Annotated in this window: 13 protein-coding genes; 9 read left to right on the plus strand and 4 right to left on the minus strand. The window is 73.6% G+C overall.

The annotated features are described in order from the left end of the window. Positions 1–760 precede the first annotated feature (760 nt). Positions 761–1,996: an ROK family protein gene (locus tag ACFYOV_RS16985; protein WP_389088346.1), complete on the minus strand. Its 1,236-nt coding sequence runs from the start codon at positions 1,994–1,996 to the stop codon at positions 761–763. Between the two features lie 119 nt (positions 1,997–2,115). On the opposite strand from ACFYOV_RS16985, the gene ACFYOV_RS16990 reads away from it, so the two are divergent. Continuing rightward, entirely contained in the window at positions 2,116–3,621 is a 1,506-nt protein-coding gene (locus ACFYOV_RS16990) for a hypothetical protein (protein WP_389088348.1), read from the plus strand. Continuing rightward, positions 3,618–5,555 carry a glycogen debranching N-terminal domain-containing protein gene (locus ACFYOV_RS16995; protein ID WP_389088351.1) on the plus strand — a complete coding sequence of 646 codons (1,938 nt, stop codon included), beginning with the start codon at positions 3,618–3,620 and terminating at the stop codon, positions 5,553–5,555. The genes ACFYOV_RS16990 and ACFYOV_RS16995 overlap by 4 nt, the downstream gene beginning before the upstream one ends. A 292-nt stretch (positions 5,556–5,847) precedes the next feature. Here the strand turns inward: ACFYOV_RS16995 and ACFYOV_RS17000 are convergent, their stop codons facing one another. Beyond that, positions 5,848–6,564: a S1 family peptidase gene (locus ACFYOV_RS17000; protein WP_389088353.1), complete on the minus strand. Its 717-nt coding sequence runs from the start codon at positions 6,562–6,564 to the stop codon at positions 5,848–5,850. A gap of 230 nt (positions 6,565–6,794) precedes the next feature. Between ACFYOV_RS17000 and ACFYOV_RS17005 the strand changes: the two genes are divergently transcribed. Continuing rightward, positions 6,795–7,934 (plus strand): AI-2E family transporter, encoded by a 1,140-nt coding sequence (locus ACFYOV_RS17005; protein WP_389088355.1) that lies wholly within the window; start codon positions 6,795–6,797, stop codon positions 7,932–7,934. Positions 7,935–8,041: 107 nt separating this feature from the next. Here ACFYOV_RS17005 and ACFYOV_RS17010 read toward each other — a convergent pair whose 3' ends face one another. After that, on the minus strand, positions 8,042–9,172 hold the full coding sequence (locus ACFYOV_RS17010) for a CapA family protein (RefSeq protein ID WP_389088357.1): 1,131 nt from the start codon (positions 9,170–9,172) through the stop codon (positions 8,042–8,044). A 114-nt stretch (positions 9,173–9,286) separates the two neighbouring features. Next, the gene (locus ACFYOV_RS17015; RefSeq protein WP_389088359.1) at positions 9,287–10,012 is read right to left on the minus strand and encodes an SDR family NAD(P)-dependent oxidoreductase; all 726 of its coding nucleotides are present in this window, start codon (positions 10,010–10,012) and stop codon (positions 9,287–9,289) included. Between the two features lie 223 nt (positions 10,013–10,235). On the opposite strand from ACFYOV_RS17015, the gene ACFYOV_RS17020 reads away from it, so the two are divergent. From ACFYOV_RS17020 to ACFYOV_RS17045, 6 genes are all read left to right on the plus strand, one after another. Further along, positions 10,236–10,643, plus strand: a complete 408-nt coding sequence (locus ACFYOV_RS17020) for a YciI family protein (RefSeq protein WP_389088362.1) — start codon at positions 10,236–10,238, stop codon at positions 10,641–10,643. 8 nt (positions 10,644–10,651) lie between these two features. Further along, positions 10,652–11,797, plus strand: a complete 1,146-nt coding sequence (locus ACFYOV_RS17025; protein WP_389088750.1) for an RNA polymerase sigma factor — start codon at positions 10,652–10,654, stop codon at positions 11,795–11,797. A 253-nt stretch (positions 11,798–12,050) separates the two neighbouring features. Then, the gene (gene glgC / locus ACFYOV_RS17030; RefSeq protein ID WP_389088364.1) at positions 12,051–13,271 is read left to right on the plus strand and encodes a glucose-1-phosphate adenylyltransferase; all 1,221 of its coding nucleotides are present in this window, start codon (positions 12,051–12,053) and stop codon (positions 13,269–13,271) included. Between the two features lie 234 nt (positions 13,272–13,505). After that, on the plus strand, positions 13,506–14,504 hold the full coding sequence (locus ACFYOV_RS17035; RefSeq protein ID WP_389088367.1) for an anion permease: 999 nt from the start codon (positions 13,506–13,508) through the stop codon (positions 14,502–14,504). Between the two features lie 17 nt (positions 14,505–14,521). Then, complete coding sequence (locus ACFYOV_RS17040; protein WP_389088369.1) at positions 14,522–15,151, plus strand: hypothetical protein; 630 nt, start codon at positions 14,522–14,524, stop codon at positions 15,149–15,151. 29 nt (positions 15,152–15,180) lie between these two features. Next, a complete protein-coding gene (locus ACFYOV_RS17045; protein WP_389088372.1) occupies positions 15,181–15,618 on the plus strand; it encodes a VOC family protein in 438 nt (145 codons plus the stop codon). The last annotated feature ends 90 nt before the right edge of the window (positions 15,619–15,708 follow it).

The raw sequence follows: 15,708 nt of genomic DNA on the forward strand, positions 1-15,708 counted from the left end.
GTGAGACGGAGGCGAGGGTGGCCGGGGTTTCCACCGGTGATGGCGCCTGTGTCGGCGGCGCTCCCGCTTCCCGCGGGGGCGCCGGCGTCGGCACCCTGCCGGCCGACGGACCGGCGGGTGTCGGCCGCGCGGCACCGGGCGAGCCGGAGACGGCGAGTTGCGGTAGGAGCAGGGCCCCGGGGCCACCCCCGGGACGGGCCCCCGCGGCATCGAGCCGCGAACGGCCTCCTGCGGGTGGATCGTCCGGCGCCGACCGCGTGCGGCCCGAGGGCTCCCGTCCTGGTGCGGCAGGCTCCACCGAGTCGGCGGGCCCGGGCAGGAGCGTCCCCGGTGCGAAGGGCGTCGCACCCGTCAGGCTCAACCCCAGCATCAGCATGCAGGCGGCCGCGACGCCGGCCAGCCCGTACCCCATGCGCCGGAGAACGCGCGCACGGTGGCCGGAAGGGTCGACGAACACGGGGCCTCTCGTGGCGGATATCGGACACATGCTGGTAAATCCCTCTTTAAGGGGATCAGGAGGCATGCCGTCAGCGTACGCCGTGGCAGAACACGGCCAAGAGCTGTCCGGTGTTCCCGGTTTGCCGCACCTCGGCTCGAAGCCGCTCGGGGAACGTGGACGGTTCCGCCGCGCACGGCGCGGGCAACCTCTTCACCGAAGGGCGGCGGCTGGTCCGCAGCGGTCGGGGACCGACGGCCCGACCGGTGGTCGGGCCGGCCCGCGCCCGTCGCCCACCGAGCCGGTCGGGGCACGGGCCGCCCGTCACACCCCCAGTGCCAGCAGCCGCTCCTCGGCCCGCTCGGGGGCGTACAGATGCTCCACGACCAGGGCACCCGCCCCCACCAGCCCCGCCCGCTCCCCGAGTCGCGAGGTGACCACCTCCAGGTGGGCCGTGGAGCGCGGCAGCGCCCGTTGGTACAGCAGTTCCCGCACGCCCGTGACGAACGGTGTCCCGGCCAGATCACCCGCGATCATCAGCACCCCGGGATTCAGCAGTGTCACGACCGTCGCCAGCACGTCGCCGACGAGCCGGCCCGCCTCCCGTGCCAGCGCCACCGCCTCCGGGTGCCCAGCCGCCAGCAGGGCCCGCACGTCGGAACCCGAGGCCGCCGGCACGCCCGCTTCGGCAAGCCGCCGGGCCACCGCACCACCGCTGGCGACGGCCGCCAGGCAGCCGTGGGAGCCGCACCGGCACAGCGCCCGCGCGCCCTCCGGCACCCTGATGTGCCCGATGTCCCCGGCACCCCCGTCGACGCCCCGGTAGAGCGAGCCGTCCACCACCACGCCGGCACCGATGCCGGTGGAGACCTTCACCAGGACGAACGCCGAGCAGTCCCGGTGGCCGGTGCGCTGCTCGCCGTACGCCATCGCATTCGCGTCGTTGTCCACGAGCACGGGTACGGGACCGGCGCCGGTGTGCTCGGTGAAGGAGCGGGCCAGGCGCCCGGGTATGTCGTAGCCGTCCCAGCCCGGCATGATCGGCGGCTGCACGACCCGGCCGGTGTCGGTGTCGACCGGCCCCGGCACCGCGAGGCCGATGCCGCAGACCTCGTCGGCGCGGTGCCCCGCCTCGAGGAGCAGTTCGGCGAACCAGCGGCCCAGCCGGCCCAGGACCGCCTCGGGTCCGTCCTCGACCACGAGCGTGCCGGAGTGCTCGGCGAGCAGCTCGCCGCCGAGGGACAGCACCGCCGCGCGGGCGTGCCGGGTGTCGAGGTCGGCGGCGAGGACGACGGCGTGCTCCTGGTCGAACTCCAGCGTGATGGACGGGCGTCCACCCAGCGGCGAGTCCACCGGACCGCCGGCCCCCTCGCGCAGCCAGCCCGCGCGGAACAGCCGGTCGAGGCGCTGACCGACGGTGGCCCGGGACAGTCCGGTCGCGCGCTGGAGCGCGCCGCGCGTGGTGGCGCGGCCCGTGCGGACGAGTTCGAGCAGGTCGCCGGCGCTCGCCTGGCCGCCCGTCCTCGTGGCCCGGCCCGTCCTTCCCGGCCGTCCGGTCATGCGCACCCCCTTGTGTTTCTCAACTCTGCCTTACATATTGGGTTTTGCGTGTTAAATAGACGTAACCCTACAGTGGACACCGCCGAACTGATCGGCCGGACGCCTCCGGGGAGCCCCGAGTGGATCGCACGACCCGTCTCACCCTCCGCGCCACCGAGCATCTGGATCCCTTGCCTCTGCCTCCCCCAACCGCCTCCCCTTCGTACCGCGGAACGGCCGACGCCGCGCCGTCCGGCCGCATCGCATACGATCCCGGCCGGGCCGACGCCCGGACCGCCCGCCGCGCCGCGCGCGTCCTCGACGACAACTGGACGGGAACGTCCACGGTTCCGTCGCTGGGGCTCTACCCCCACCAGTGGTCCTGGGACTCGGCGTTCATCGCCATCGGCCTCAGGCACAGGTGGCCGGAGCGGGCGCAGACGGAACTGGAAACGCTGCTCGCCGCACAGTGGGGCGACGGACGGATCCCGCACATCGTGTTCAACCCGTCCGTGCCGCTGGACGCCTACTTCCCGAGCCCCGACTTCTGGCGTTCCTCGACGGCCGGCCGGGCCTCCGGCGCTCCGCGCTCCGTGGAGACGTCCGGCATCGTGCAGCCGCCGGTGCACGCGCTCGCCGCCTGGCTCGTGCACCGCGCCGACCCGGCACTGTCCAGGACCCGCGGCTTCCTCGCCCGGGTGTATCCACGGCTCGCCGCCTGGCACCGCTACCTGCTGCACCGGCGCGACCTGGGCGGCGGGGGACTGGTCTCCGTCGTCCACCCCTGGGAACAGGGCATGGACAACAGCCCCTGCTGGGACGCCCCCCTGGCCCGTGTCACTCCGGCCCCGGCGCACTCCTTCCGCCGCGCCGACCTCCAGCACGGCGCCCCGCAGGACCGTCCCACCGAGCAGGACTACGGGCGGTACGTGCGGCTGGCCGCCGACTACCGGGAGCGTGGATACACCGACGGGTCCGGCGACTTCGCAGTGGAGGACCCGGCGTTCAACGCGCTGCTCATCGCCTCCGAGTACGCCCTCGCCCGGATCGCCCGCGAACTCGGCGCCACCGGCACCGCCCGGCACGCCCGTGCCGCACGCCTCACCACCGCCCTCGTGGGCCGGCTCTGGGACCCCGCACGCGAACTGTTCCTCTGCCGCGACCTGCGCGCCGGGCGCCTCGTTCCCGAACGCGGCGTCTGTGGTCTGATCCCCCTGCTCCTGCCCGCGATCCCCGGCGACATCGCCGCCGCCCTGGTCCGCACCCTGCGCGGACCGCACTTCGGCCTCGGTACCACGACCCGTCTGGTGCCCAGCTACGACCTGCTCGGCGCGGCCTTCGACCGGCACCGCTACTGGCGCGGACCGGCCTGGTTCAACACCGGCTGGCTGGTGGAGCGCGGCCTGCGGCTGCACGGCGAGCGGCGACTCGCCTCCGCGCTGCGCACGGCGCTGGTCACCACCGCCGAGTCCTCCGGATTCGCCGAGTACGTCGATCCGTACACCGGTGAGGCGTGCGGGGCCACCGGCTTCGGCTGGACCGCGGCGCTCACGCTCGACCTGCTTCACCACCGGCAATCCTTACCGGACGCCACAGGGGCGCCGGGCATCGACACGGCAGCAGCCGAGGGAGGGGACCGGGGATGACGTACCGGCATCATCTGCTCGTGCACGGCGGGACGTTCGCCGTCGTGGGCGACGGCGGCGACATCAGCGGGGTGCGCGGCGGCGGCGCCCCGGACGGGCTGTTCGTGCGCGACGCCCGGCACCTCAGCCGCTGGCAGCTCACCGTCGACGGCGCGGTGCCCGAGACCCTGACGCCCGTGGCCGACGGCGACACCGCCCGCTGCGTGCTCGTCCCGCGCGGCGGACGCCAGGAGCCGCCCGCCTGCACGCTGTTCCGCGAACAGGCTGTCGCCGACGGGTCGTTCGTGGAACTGGTACGGGTCACCAGCAATCGTCCGGTACCCACCACGGTCCGCCTCGGACTCACCGTGGACGCCGACTTCACCGACCAGTTCGAACTGCGCTCCGACCACCGCACCTACACCAAGACCGGCACCCTCCGCTCCCGCCAAGTCCTGGAACACGGACTGGAGTTCACCTACCGGCGGGGCGAGTGGCAGTCCCGCACCACGGTGACCGCCGAACCGCAGCCCGACACCGTGGAGGAAACGGGCACGGGGGCCCGGCGCCTGGTGTGGGCGCTCGACCTCGACCCGCACGGCACCTCCGAGCTCACCCTGCGGGTCGTCGCCCGCCCGCACGGCGAGAAGCGCGCACTGCGCGTACCGCGCTCACCGGCCGCCGTCACCGAACGACTCCTCGCCGAGGAGGGCCGCTTCGCCGAGGGCGTGGCCTTCCCCACCGGCTGGCCCGAACTCGCCGCGGCCTGCGCGCGGGGCCTCGCCGATCTCGCCGCGCTCCAGGTCCCGGCAACCGGACCGGACGGCGAGAGGCTCCGCGTCCCGGCGGGCGGCGCCCCCTGGTTCCTCACCCTGCTCGGCCGCGACGCCCTCCTCACCTCCCTGTTCGCCCTCCCCTTCCGGGCCTGCGTGGCCGCGGCCACGCTGCCCGCGCTCGCCGCGACCCAGGCCACCCGCGCCGACACCGCCGCCGTCGCCCAGCCAGGGAAGATCGTCCACGAGGTGCGGCACGGCGAACTCGCTCACTTCGGGCAGGTGCCGTACGGCCGCTACTACGGCTCCGTCGACGCCACCCCGCTCTTCCTGGTCCTGCTCGGCGCCTACGTCGAACACACCGCCGACACCGGTCTCGCCCGCCGCCTCGAACCCCACGCCCGTGCCGCGATCGGCTGGATGCTCGACCACGGGGGGCTGACGTCCCGCGGTTACCTCGTCTACCGCGCCGACCGGGGCGGCCTCGCCAACCAGAACTGGAAGGACTCTCCCGGCGCCATCTGCTGTGCCGACGGCAGCCGTCCGCACGGTCCGGTCATGGCGGCGGGCGCCCAGGGCTACGCGTACGACGCGCTGCGCCGCACGGCGTGGCTGGCCCGTACGGTGTGGGCCGACGGCACGTACGCGGCGCTGCTGGAACAGGCGGCCGGCGACCTGCGCGACCGTTTCCAGCGGGACTTCTGGATGACGGAACACTCCTTTCCGGCGCTCGCCCTGGACGGCACCGGCCGCCAGGTCGACGCACTGGCCTCGGACGCCGGGCATCTGCTGTGGTCCGGGCTGTTGGACAAGGAGTACGGGGAACTGGTCGGGCGGCGCCTGCTGGAGGCGGACTTCTTCTCCGGGTGGGGCGTGCGCACACTCGCCGCCGGGCAGTCGGCGTACCACCCGATGTCGTACCACCGCGGTTCCGTGTGGCCGCACGACAACGCGCTGATCGCGCTCGGCCTGGCCCGCTACGGCCTGCACGACGAGGCCCGCACGGTGGCCCACGGCCTGGTCGAGGCGGCCACCGCGACCGGCCACCGCCTCCCGGAGGTGATCGCGGGCTACGACCGTGACACCCACCCGGAACCCGTGCCGTACCCCCACGCCTGCGCCCGCGAGTCCCGCTCGGCGGCGGCCCCGCTGGCGCTGCTCACAGCGGTGGGCGGAGCGTAGGGACCGGCCGCCGCGGCGGATCGGCACCCCTCCCCGGCGACGGCGATCGGCATCACGGGCGCACGGGTTCAGCACGTCCGGGCCGCAACCCGGGAGGCTCCGCGCGGCCGGCAGCACGGCCGCTGCCACCGCGGGCGCGGTGGACCTGTGCAGGGTGCGCGAGCCGTTAGCGCCGGGCCCGGGCACCTGATCACCGGGGAAGCGCCGAGCCCGGCGAACGTCGTCACCGAGACGCGGTGGCCCCTCACCGCGAGGCGGTGAGGGGCTCGGTGCCGGCGTAGGGCGGTGTGCGTCAGACCCCCGCGATCGACTGGATCCAGGAGCGGTACGCCGTGACGTTGGTGTACGCCGTGGTCGCCTGGCGGTCGCTGGTGGAGGCGACGCCGACCTGGACGCCGTTGGCCATCATCGGGCCGCCGGAGTCGCCCCCGGCGGTGGTGCCGTTGCCCCGGCGGGCGCAGATCGCCGAGCCGCCGTAGGCGTCCGTGCAGCCGCCGGTCACGGTGACGGTGGCGACCTTCAGGTAGCGGGACTGGCAGGAGGCCTCGGAGCCGCACTGGTAGGTGGCGCCCCAGCCGTAGACCTGTACGTTCTGGCCGACCCGCACGGACCCGGGCTGCCCGAGAGTGGCATAGGTCGCCGACACGGAACGGTCGAGCCGCACGAGCGCCAGATCCGAGCCGTGGGTGTGGGTCTGGACGCCGTTGGCCACCGTGCCGCCGCTGTGCTGATCCAGGCTGCCGATGCGGAACGACAGCCCGCCGCCGGTGACGCAGTGCTTCGCGGTGAGGATCCAGGTCGGGGCAATGATGGTCGCCGTACAGGTCTCTCTGCCGTTGGAGAACACCCGGGCGGCCCAGGGGCCGCTGGTGGCCTGCCCGCCGCCGATGATGGGCTGCACGGCGCTGGTGGTCGGGGGAGCCGGTGCCGCGGTGGCGGTGGGTGCGAGCAGCGCGAGGACGGACACCGCTGCCGCGGCGAGAGCGAGCACGAGCCTTGGTGTGCGCAAGGTTCCTCGATTCGGAAGACACGCCGGTGGGCGTGCGGGTGTGGGGGCCGACGGCCGCGTGGACCGTGCCCACGCCGAACTCCCGTCGGTCCGGCGGACGTTCTCGTCATGGGCATGACCTAGACTCCCGGAGGAAGGATGAACGGGGAACTAACGCTTGGCCATAACGCGGTGGTATGGCCGCCCGAGGCCGTTGGGGACGGGGGCTGGGGGCTCATTAGGGTGCGGGTATGTCTGCCCGGTTGAGTTCGAGGAGAACGCGCGCCGCGCTCGGTGTGTCGGCGCGCGTGAGTGGTGAGTTGTTGCTGGTCCTGGTGATGGCCGGGGTGGTGGTGTGGGCGCTGGGCCGGACGTGGTCGGTGGTGTGGCCCCTGATAGTGGGACTGCTGCTGACGACGCTGACCTGGCCGTTGGCGCGTTTCCTGCGCGGGCGCGGCTGGCGTCCCGCGGTGGCCGCGTCCTTGGTGACCGTGGTGTTCCTGCTCGTGGCGACCGGCACGGTCGCGCTGATCGCCGTGCCGGTGGCCTCCCAGTCCGGCGAACTGGCCGATGGCGTGACCGAGGGGATCGCCAGGCTGCGGGACTGGGCCGCCGGACCGCCCCTGAACATCGGGGAGGAGCAGATCGCCCGCGCCTTCGACAGCGCGACCGCCCGCGTCCAGGACAGCGCCGGCAGCATCGTCACCAGCGTCGTCACCGGGGTGAGCACGGTGTTCAACGGCGTCGTCACCGCCGTCCTGGCGCTCTTCCTGATGTTCTTCTTCCTCAAGGACGGCCCGCTCTTCCTTCCCTGGCTGGCCCGCCAGCTCCCGGGCAGGCTCGCCACCGACGTTCCCGTCGTCGCCGCACGCTGCTGGGACACGCTGGGCGCGTTCGTGCGCTCTCAGGCACTCGTGGGTCTGCTCGACGCCGTCCTGATCGGGCTGGGCCTGTGGGTCCTGGACGTGCCCCTGGTGCTTCCGCTGGCGGTGCTGACCTTCGTGTCCGCGTTCGTGCCCATCGTGGGCGCCCTGTTCGCGGGGCTGGTCGCGGTGCTCATCGCGCTGGTGTCCAACGGCCTGACGGACGCGCTGATCGTGCTGGTCATCATCGTCGTGGTGCAGCAGCTGGAGGGCAACGTCTTCCAGCCCATGATCCAGAGCCGGGGACTGGGACTGCACGCGGCCGTGGTCCTGCTGGCGGTGACGCTGGGAGGAAGCCTGGCCGGCATCGTGGGCAGTCTGCTCGCCGTCCCCGTCGCCGCGCTGATCGCGGTGGTCTGGGACTATGTGCGCGAGCAACTCGGCGACCCGCGCGCCGAGCCGCCCGCCGAGCCGGACACCGACGCCCCGCGTCCCGGTGGCGGTCCCGGTGGCGTCGTTCCGACCTAGGAGACTCCCGCTCGCCGCGCTCGTGTCCGGGGCACACTCTCACGTCTCGCGGGCCGGCGGGGACCGCGGGCGGGTACCCATCCCCGCCCGCGGTCCCCGCGGTGCCCTCACCCGAGCCGCCCGGCGCGCAGGGGACGCACCCCGAGGGTGTCGCGGGGCTCGTGGTCCACGCGGATTCCGAAGGCCCGGCTGTGCCGGTCGAGGACGTCGCGCAGCCACTGGCCGTCCTCGGGCCGGGCGTGCTCCAGCCGCATCCTGCGCGCCTGCAGCGGCACCATCCGCACACCGTCCAGCCGGCCCGTGTCCCCCTCCACCGACACCAGGTACAGCAGCCTCAGATCGTCCCGGTAGCTCTCGTAGCCGCTGATGCCCTCGTAGTCGTCGACGAGGTCGCCGCAGCCGTAGAGGACGAGCCTCCCCCGGTACACCTCGATCGGGCGCGGGTGGTGGGAGGAGTGCCCGTGCACGACGTCCACGCCCGCGTCGACGAGCGCGTGGGCGAAGCCGACCTCGCGGCGGGAGACGCCGTAGCCCCAGTTGGAGCCCCAGTGGAGCGAGACGACCACGACGTCGCCCGGCCGTCGTACCTGCCGCAGGCGATCGGCGAACGCGGACGCGGCGGCCATCGAGGGGTCGGCGACGAGGTCGACACCGGCCCGCTCCCGGGTGGCGGCCCAGCACGGGGGAATCCCGCTGGACGGCATCCCGGAGGAGAAGACCAGCACCCGCCCGCCGGAGTCCAGGGGCACGACGGCCGGCCGCCTCGCCCGCACCAGGTCCCGGCCGGCTCCCGCCGTCCGCAGCCCGGCCCGCGCCAGGACGTCGAGCGTGTCCTCCAGGCCACGCGGACCGAAGTCCAGCACGTGGTTGTTGGCCAGCGCGCACACGTCCGGACGGACCACCGCCAGGCAGGGCAGGTTGGCAGGGCTCATCCGGTAGTGGACGGCCTTGCCGGGCGCGAAGTCGCCGTCACCGGTGACCGCGGTCTCGAGATTGATCACCCGCGCGTCGGGTGCGGCGTCGTCCAGCAGCGGCAGCGCCTCACCCCACGGCCAGTCGAAGCCGGCGGGCCGGGGAACCGGCCCGTTCACCGCCTCGGCCAGCTCGACATAGGCCCGGGCGTCGCCGACGTACGTCTCCCGCAGCGCGGGATCACCGGGATGCGGGAGGATCTGATCCACGCCCCGCCCGAGCATCACGTCCCCGCCGAGGAACAGGGTGACCAGGCCCTCGTGCACCCTTCCCAGGCTAGAACCACCGCGCGCCGGACGCTCGACCGCGCCGCTGCGGGCCGTCCCCGCCGGCTTTCTCCGCGTCGCTCCGCCCGCCCCGGGGCCGGTCGCGGCGCCCGCTCAGAGCACGGCGCCGGTCTCCTCGGCGAGCGCCCGCAGCAGATCGTCCTGGAACGCCCCGTCGTGGACGGCGCGGTGCGGCTCCGACCGCCGACGGTGATACCAGTACCCACGGCTGGTCAGGGCCTCGGGCTCGTCGCTCGAGACGAGCCACTCCTGCGTGCGGTGGCCGAGCTCGAGATCGTCCGGCGCGCCGGGCCCGCCCATCCTCGTCGGCACCCAGCCCGGATCCACCGCGTTGCTCAACACCCCGGGACGCCGCCGGGCCACCGCCGCCGCGAGCGTCGTGACGAACAGCTTGCTGTCGGCGTACGAGCCGGGGCGCCGACCCCGCCAGTCGACCCCGTCGAGCGAGGGGCGCCCACCGAAATGCGAGCCGCTGCTCAGATACACCAGCCGGCGCGGACCGGGCAGCAGGGCGGTGAGCAGGTACGGCGCCACGATGTTGACGGGCATGACCGCCCGCCCGCTCCAGACGCCTGCGTTGTGGATGACCGCGTCAAGGGCCTCCGCGTCGTTCAGCTCCCCGGCGATGCGCCGTACGGCGTCACGCTCGGTGAAGTCGCCCACCACGAGGCCCGCCCCGCGCTCGACCAGCGGGTACAGACTCGCGGCGCGCTCCCGGTTCCGCGCGTGCACCACCACGTCGTGGCCCGCGGACAGCAGCGCGTCGGCCGCGGCACGTCCCAGGCCGTCCGCGGAACCGGTCACCAGGATCCGACTCACGAGCGCACCGTCCCGTCTCCTCCCGTTGGTCCATTGGTCCATTGGTCCCTTGGTCCTTTGGTCCGCCGACCCGCCGACCCGCCGACCGGGACGGCTCGCACGGCTCACGGGCCCTGCCGGAACTGCCGAAGAAAATCCCCGGCGATGTCGAGAAGCCGTGACCGGCTCCGTCCCCGGGGTGAACGCGACCACAATGGGTTGCACAGCACCAAGGAGAAGGACGATGGCGAAGTACTTGCTGCTCAAGCACTACCGCGGCGCCCCGGCAGCGGTCAACGACGTCCCCATGGACCAGTGGACGCCGGAGGAGATCTCCGCGCACATGCAGTACATGCGCGATTTCGCGGCGCGGCTGGAAGGGACCGGAGAGTTCGTCGACGGCCGGGCGCTCGCCCCCGAGGGCGCATGGGTCCGCTACGACGGTGAGGGCCGCCCTCCGGTCACCGACGGTCCGTTCGCCGAGACCAAGGACCTCATCGCCGGCTGGATGATGATCGACGTCGACAGCTACGAGCGCGCCGTCGAACTGGCCGGGGAACTCTCGGCCGCCCCGGGGGCGGGCGGCAAGCCGATCCACGAGTGGCTCGAGGTGCGTCCGTTGCTGACCGCACCGCCCACCATCACGGAGTGACCACGTCGATGGACGAGGCACTGCTCCGGAGCCTCACGCCGAGCGTGCTCGGTGTCCTCGTCCGCCGCGGAGCCGACTTCGCGGCGGCCGAGGACGCCGTCCAGGACGCGCTGGTCGAGGCGGTCCGCGTCTGGCCGGCCGATCCGCCGCGTGACCCCAAGGGCTGGCTGGTCACCGTGGCCTGGCGCCGGTTCCTCGACGCCGCGCGGGCGGACGCCGCGCGCCGCCGACGCGAGGACCTCGTCGACGAGGAGCCGACACCCGGGCCCGTGCCCGCGGTGGACGACACGCTCCGGCTGTACTTCCTGTGCGCCCACCCGTCGCTGACGCCGTCGTCCGCGGTCGCGCTCACGCTGCGCGCCGTCGGAGGGCTCACCACCCGCCAGATCGCCCAGGCCTATCTGGTGCCCGAGGCGACCATGGCCCAGCGCATCAGCCGGGCCAAGCGCACCGTCTCCGGCGTACGGTTCGACCGGCCCGGTGACGTGGCCACCGTGCTGCGGACCCTCTACCTGGTCTTCAACGAGGGCTACTCCGGTGACGTCGACCTCGCCGCCGAGGCCATCCGGCTCACCCGGCAGCTCGCGGCCGTGATCGACCACCCCGAGGTGGCCGGGCTGCTCGCCCTCATGCTGCTCCACCACGCCCGCCGCGCCGCCCGGACCGCCCCCGACGGCAGTCTGGTACCGCTCGCCCTGCAGGACCGCAGCCGGTGGGACACCCGGTCGATCGCCGAGGGCATCGGGATCCTGCAGGCGGCCCTCGCCCGCGACCGGCTGGGGGAGTACCAGGCGCAGGCCGCCGTTGCGGCCCTCCACGCCGACGCGCCGACCGCCGAGGAGACCGACTGGGTGCAGATCGTCGAGTGGTACGACGAGCTCACCCGGCTGACCGACAGTCCCGTCGTCCGGCTCAACCGCGCAGTTGCCGTCGGGGAGGCCGACGGACCGCGCGCCGGTCTGGCGGTGCTCGCGGAGCTCGACGACTCACTGCCCCGCCACACCGCGGCGGCGGCCTACCTCCACGAGCGCGACGGCGACCTGGCGACGGCCGCACGGCTGTACGCCGAGGCGGCCCACAAGGCGCCCGGCCTCGCCGAGCGCGACCACCTGACGCGCCAGGCAGCCCGGCTCAACTCCCTCCGGAGCCGGTGACGACGCCGCACATGCCGAATACCGCCGGGCGGCGGAAAATCGAGCCAGAGGCAGATCGGGGCCCGAGCCCGTGGGCACCCGGCCGACGGGCCGCGGCCACGCCCGACGCACGGACGGGGGCCGGGTCCACGCACGGCGGCTGCCGGGTGGCCGTCGCCCGGGACGGGAGCGGGGGCACGGAACGGGCCACGCGCGGTCGCGGAGACGGACCAGCGGTCGCGGAGACGGGAGCGGAGACGGGAAAGGGGCAGCGATGCGAGGCGGACCTCGGGTGCTGGGAATCGTGCTCGCCGGCGGAGAGGGCAAGCGGCTGATGCCCCTGACGGCCGACCGCGCCAAACCGGCGGTCGTCTTCGGCGGATCCTACCGCCTCGTCGACTTCGTCCTGTCCAACCTGGTCAACGGCGACATTCTCCGGATCTGCGTCCTCACCCAGTACAAGTCCCACTCGCTCGACCGGCACATCACCACCACCTGGCGCATGTCCAGCCTGCTGGGCAACTACGTCACGCCCGTCCCGGCGCAGCAGCGCCTCGGCCCACGCTGGTACCAGGGGAGCGCGGACGCCATCATGCAGTCGCTCAACCTGATCCACGACGAGCGTCCCGACCACGTCGTGGTGTTCGGCGCCGACCACGTCTACCGCATGGACCCGCGCCAGATGCTTGCCCAGCACATCGACAGCGGGGCGGGGGTCACGGTCGCCGGCATACGGGTGCCCCGCGCGGAATCCTCGGCCTTCGGCATCATCACGCCCGGGTCCGACGGAGTCTCCGTCCAGCGCTTCCTGGAGAAGCCCGCCGACCCGCCGGGCCTGGCCGACGACCCCGAGCACGTCTTCGCGTCCATGGGCAACTACATCTTCACCGCCCGGGCCCTGGTGGAGGCGCTGCTGGAGGACACGGAGAACGAGCAGTCCGCACACGACATGGGCGGCTCGATCCTGCCCATGCTCACCGCCCAGGGCGAGGCGCAACTGTACGACTTCGGGGACAACCACGTGCCGGGCGCCACCCCGCGCGACCACGGCTACTGGCGCGACGTCGGCACTCTCGACGCCTACTACGACGCCCACATGGACCTGATCGCCGACCGGCCCGCGTTCAATCTCTACAACCGCAGCTGGCCCATCTACACCAGCCCCGGGAGCCAACTGTCGCCCTCCCGGTTCAACGCGGGCGGCATCGCGAGTGAGGCGATCATCAGCTCCGGATGCCTGATCCGCGGCCAGGTCTCCCGCTCGGTGCTCTCGCCGGGGGTGATCGTGGAGGAGGGGGCCGTGGTCCAGGGCAGCGTGCTCCACGACAACGTCCGGGTGGGGCGCGGAGCGGTCGTCAGGAACGCCATCCTGGACAAGAACGTCGACGTGCCGCCCGGGGCGACCGTGGGCGTGAACCTGGAGCGCGACAAGAAGGTCTACTCCGTCTCCTCGAACGGCGTCCTCGCCCTGGGCAAGGGACAGCGCGTCGCCTGACGCACCGCATGCGCGGCACCGGGCCGCCGTGACGGGGCGGTCGGTACCCGTGCCGTGTGCCGCGGGCGCCGTGCCCCCCGTGCCGTGTGTCGCGGGCGCCGTGCCCCGCCGCGCCGTGTGTCGCGGGCGCCGCAACCGGCCGCCGCGGGTGTTTCACGGCAGGATGGGACCGGGCGGAGGCGCCCACGGCCGTCCGGTGCCGTGACCGTGTGCGTGGCGAAAGGTGATCCGGCCATGGAGCTCACCCTGGTGGTGCTGATCATCATCGTGGGGCTGACGTTCGACTTCACGAACGGCTTCCACGACGCGGCGAACGCGATCGCCACCTCCATCTCCACCCGCGCCCTCACACCCCGCGTCGCGCTGGCCATGGCGGCCGTCATGAACTTCTTCGGCGCCTTCCTGGGCACCGAGGTCGCCAAGACCGTCGGCAGCGGCATCATCGGCGCGCCGGAGGAACTGTCCGGCCTGTTGCTGGTGCTGTGCGCGCTCATCGGCGCGATCGGCTGGAACGTCTTCACCTGGTGGCGTGGGCTGCCGACCTCGTCCTCCCACGCGCTGATCGGCGGACTGGTCGGTGCCGCCCTGGCCGCCTCCGCCACCGTGCACTGGACGGGCATCGTCGACAAGGTCCTGCTGCCCATGCTGCTGTCCCCGCTGGTCGGCGTGACCCTCGGCTACCTCCTGCACACGATCATCCTGTGGGCCTTCCGCCGCTCCGCCCCCCGCCCCACCACCCGACGCTTCCGCATGGCGCAGACCCTCTCGGCCGCCGCCATGGGCCTCGGCCACGGGCTCCAGGACGCGCAGAAGACCATGGGCGTCATCGTCCTCGCCCTGGTCACCGCGGGCTGGCAGGACGACTTCTCCGTACCCGTGTGGGTGATCGCGGCCGTGGCCGCCGCGATGGCCGCCGGGACCTACAGCGGAGGACGCCGCATCATCACCACCCTCGGCCGGCGCATCGTCCACCTCGACCCGCCGCGCGGCTTTGCCGCCGAGACCGCCGCCACGGCCGTCCTCTACACCACGGCCTTCGTCTTCAAGGCCCCGATCTCCACCACACAGACGATCACCGCGGCCATCCTGGGCGCCGGCGCGACCCGGCGCATCTCGGCCGTGCGCTGGCAGGTGGCCCGCTCCATCGGCACCGCCTGGATCCTCACCTTCCCCGGAGCCGGACTGCCCGCCGCTGTTCTCTACCTGATCCTGCACGCCCTCACCGGCCTGTGACCTCAGGGAGGCCCACGATGCCCACCCCACCCGCTCCCCGGCCGGGCAGGCCACCACGCGACGCACTCCCCGACGGCCTGCCCGCCCCCGGCCGCTTCGGCCATCTGCACCCCGACGACGGTGCCTGCCTGATGGAGACCGCCTCCCTGCTGGCCACCGGACGCTTCACCGACAGCCCGCCCGGCACCCATCCGGTGCTCGCCGCACTCGCCCGGGCGGTCAACGACGCCGTCGACGACACCACCCGCCACGCCCTGTGGCCACTGGCCGCCGACCTGGCCGACGCATACCCCGCCGACCGCGCCTACGGGCCGCTGCTGGTCGCCACCGTCGTGGACGCCGCACGCCGCCTGCGCCCCGGCTGCCGGCGTCTGGAAAGCCGCAGCGCGGCCTGCCGGGCGCGGGCCCGCCGCCTCGCCCACGCCCGCACCGCGACGACTCCGGCCCGCATCGCCGACACGCTCTGGTGGCACGGCCCCGGCCACCATCACCTCGAACACGCCCTGCGCGTCCTGCTCACCGCCCCCGACGCCGACCGGATCCTGTCCCGTCTCCTCCACGACGCCGTGACGGGGGCCCGCGCCCACCGGCCCGCCACGCCCCGCCCGACTCCGGGGCCACCCGTCGATGTCAGTGGCGGGCAGTAGCGTCGACCCATCCGACCGAGGAGGGCCGCATGGCGACGGGGTGGAGCTTGACGATCGACTGCGCACAGCCGGCGAAGCTGGCCAGGTTCTGGGCGCTGGCACTGGGCTATGTGGAGCCGCCCGCGCCCATCGGCTTCGGGAGCTGGGAGGAATGGCTCGCTCACCACGGGGTCCCGGAGGACGAGTGGGACCAGGGCGCGTACCTCTGCGATCCGGACGGAGCGGGCCCCGATCTCTCCTTTCTCCAGGTCCCGGAGCCCAAGGTCGTGAAGAACCGGCTCCACGTGGACGTGCGGGTCGGCGGCGGCCGCGAGACGCCGTGGGAGGTGCGCCGGCCCCGCGTGGAGCAGGCGGTGGAGCGCCTGACCGCCGCGGGTGCGTCCGTCATCGACCAGGTCGACCTGGACGGCAGGCCCGACCACGTGGTGATGGCGGATCCGGAAGGGAACGAGTTCTGCGTCGTCTGACCGGTGGCGCGCAGCCGGATCACCCGGACCGTGACGCGGATCCGGACGCCGCGGACGTGGGCGCGAACGCACAGTCGGTCGGCACGAACA

This window comes from Streptomyces sp. NPDC005931 (genome assembly GCF_042871235.1).
Lineage (GTDB): Bacteria > Actinomycetota > Actinomycetes > Streptomycetales > Streptomycetaceae > Streptomyces.

What these genes read in the sequence shown, in the direction of transcription:
- ACFYOV_RS16985 (WP_389088346.1), bottom strand. Translation starts at nt 1,996, where the DNA reads ATGACCGGACGGCCGGGAAGGACGGGCCGGGCCACGAGGACGGGCGGC.
- ACFYOV_RS16995 (WP_389088351.1), top strand. Translation starts at nt 3,618, where the DNA reads ATGACGTACCGGCATCATCTGCTCGTGCACGGCGGGACGTTCGCCGTC.
- ACFYOV_RS17005 (WP_389088355.1), top strand. Translation starts at nt 6,795, where the DNA reads ATGTCTGCCCGGTTGAGTTCGAGGAGAACGCGCGCCGCGCTCGGTGTG.
- ACFYOV_RS17020 (WP_389088362.1), top strand. Translation starts at nt 10,236, where the DNA reads ATGGCGAAGTACTTGCTGCTCAAGCACTACCGCGGCGCCCCGGCAGCG.
- ACFYOV_RS17025 (WP_389088750.1), top strand. Translation starts at nt 10,652, where the DNA reads ATGGACGAGGCACTGCTCCGGAGCCTCACGCCGAGCGTGCTCGGTGTC.
- glgC (WP_389088364.1), top strand. Translation starts at nt 12,051, where the DNA reads ATGCGAGGCGGACCTCGGGTGCTGGGAATCGTGCTCGCCGGCGGAGAG.
- ACFYOV_RS17035 (WP_389088367.1), top strand. Translation starts at nt 13,506, where the DNA reads ATGGAGCTCACCCTGGTGGTGCTGATCATCATCGTGGGGCTGACGTTC.
- ACFYOV_RS17040 (WP_389088369.1), top strand. Translation starts at nt 14,522, where the DNA reads ATGCCCACCCCACCCGCTCCCCGGCCGGGCAGGCCACCACGCGACGCA.
- ACFYOV_RS17045 (WP_389088372.1), top strand. Translation starts at nt 15,181, where the DNA reads ATGGCGACGGGGTGGAGCTTGACGATCGACTGCGCACAGCCGGCGAAG.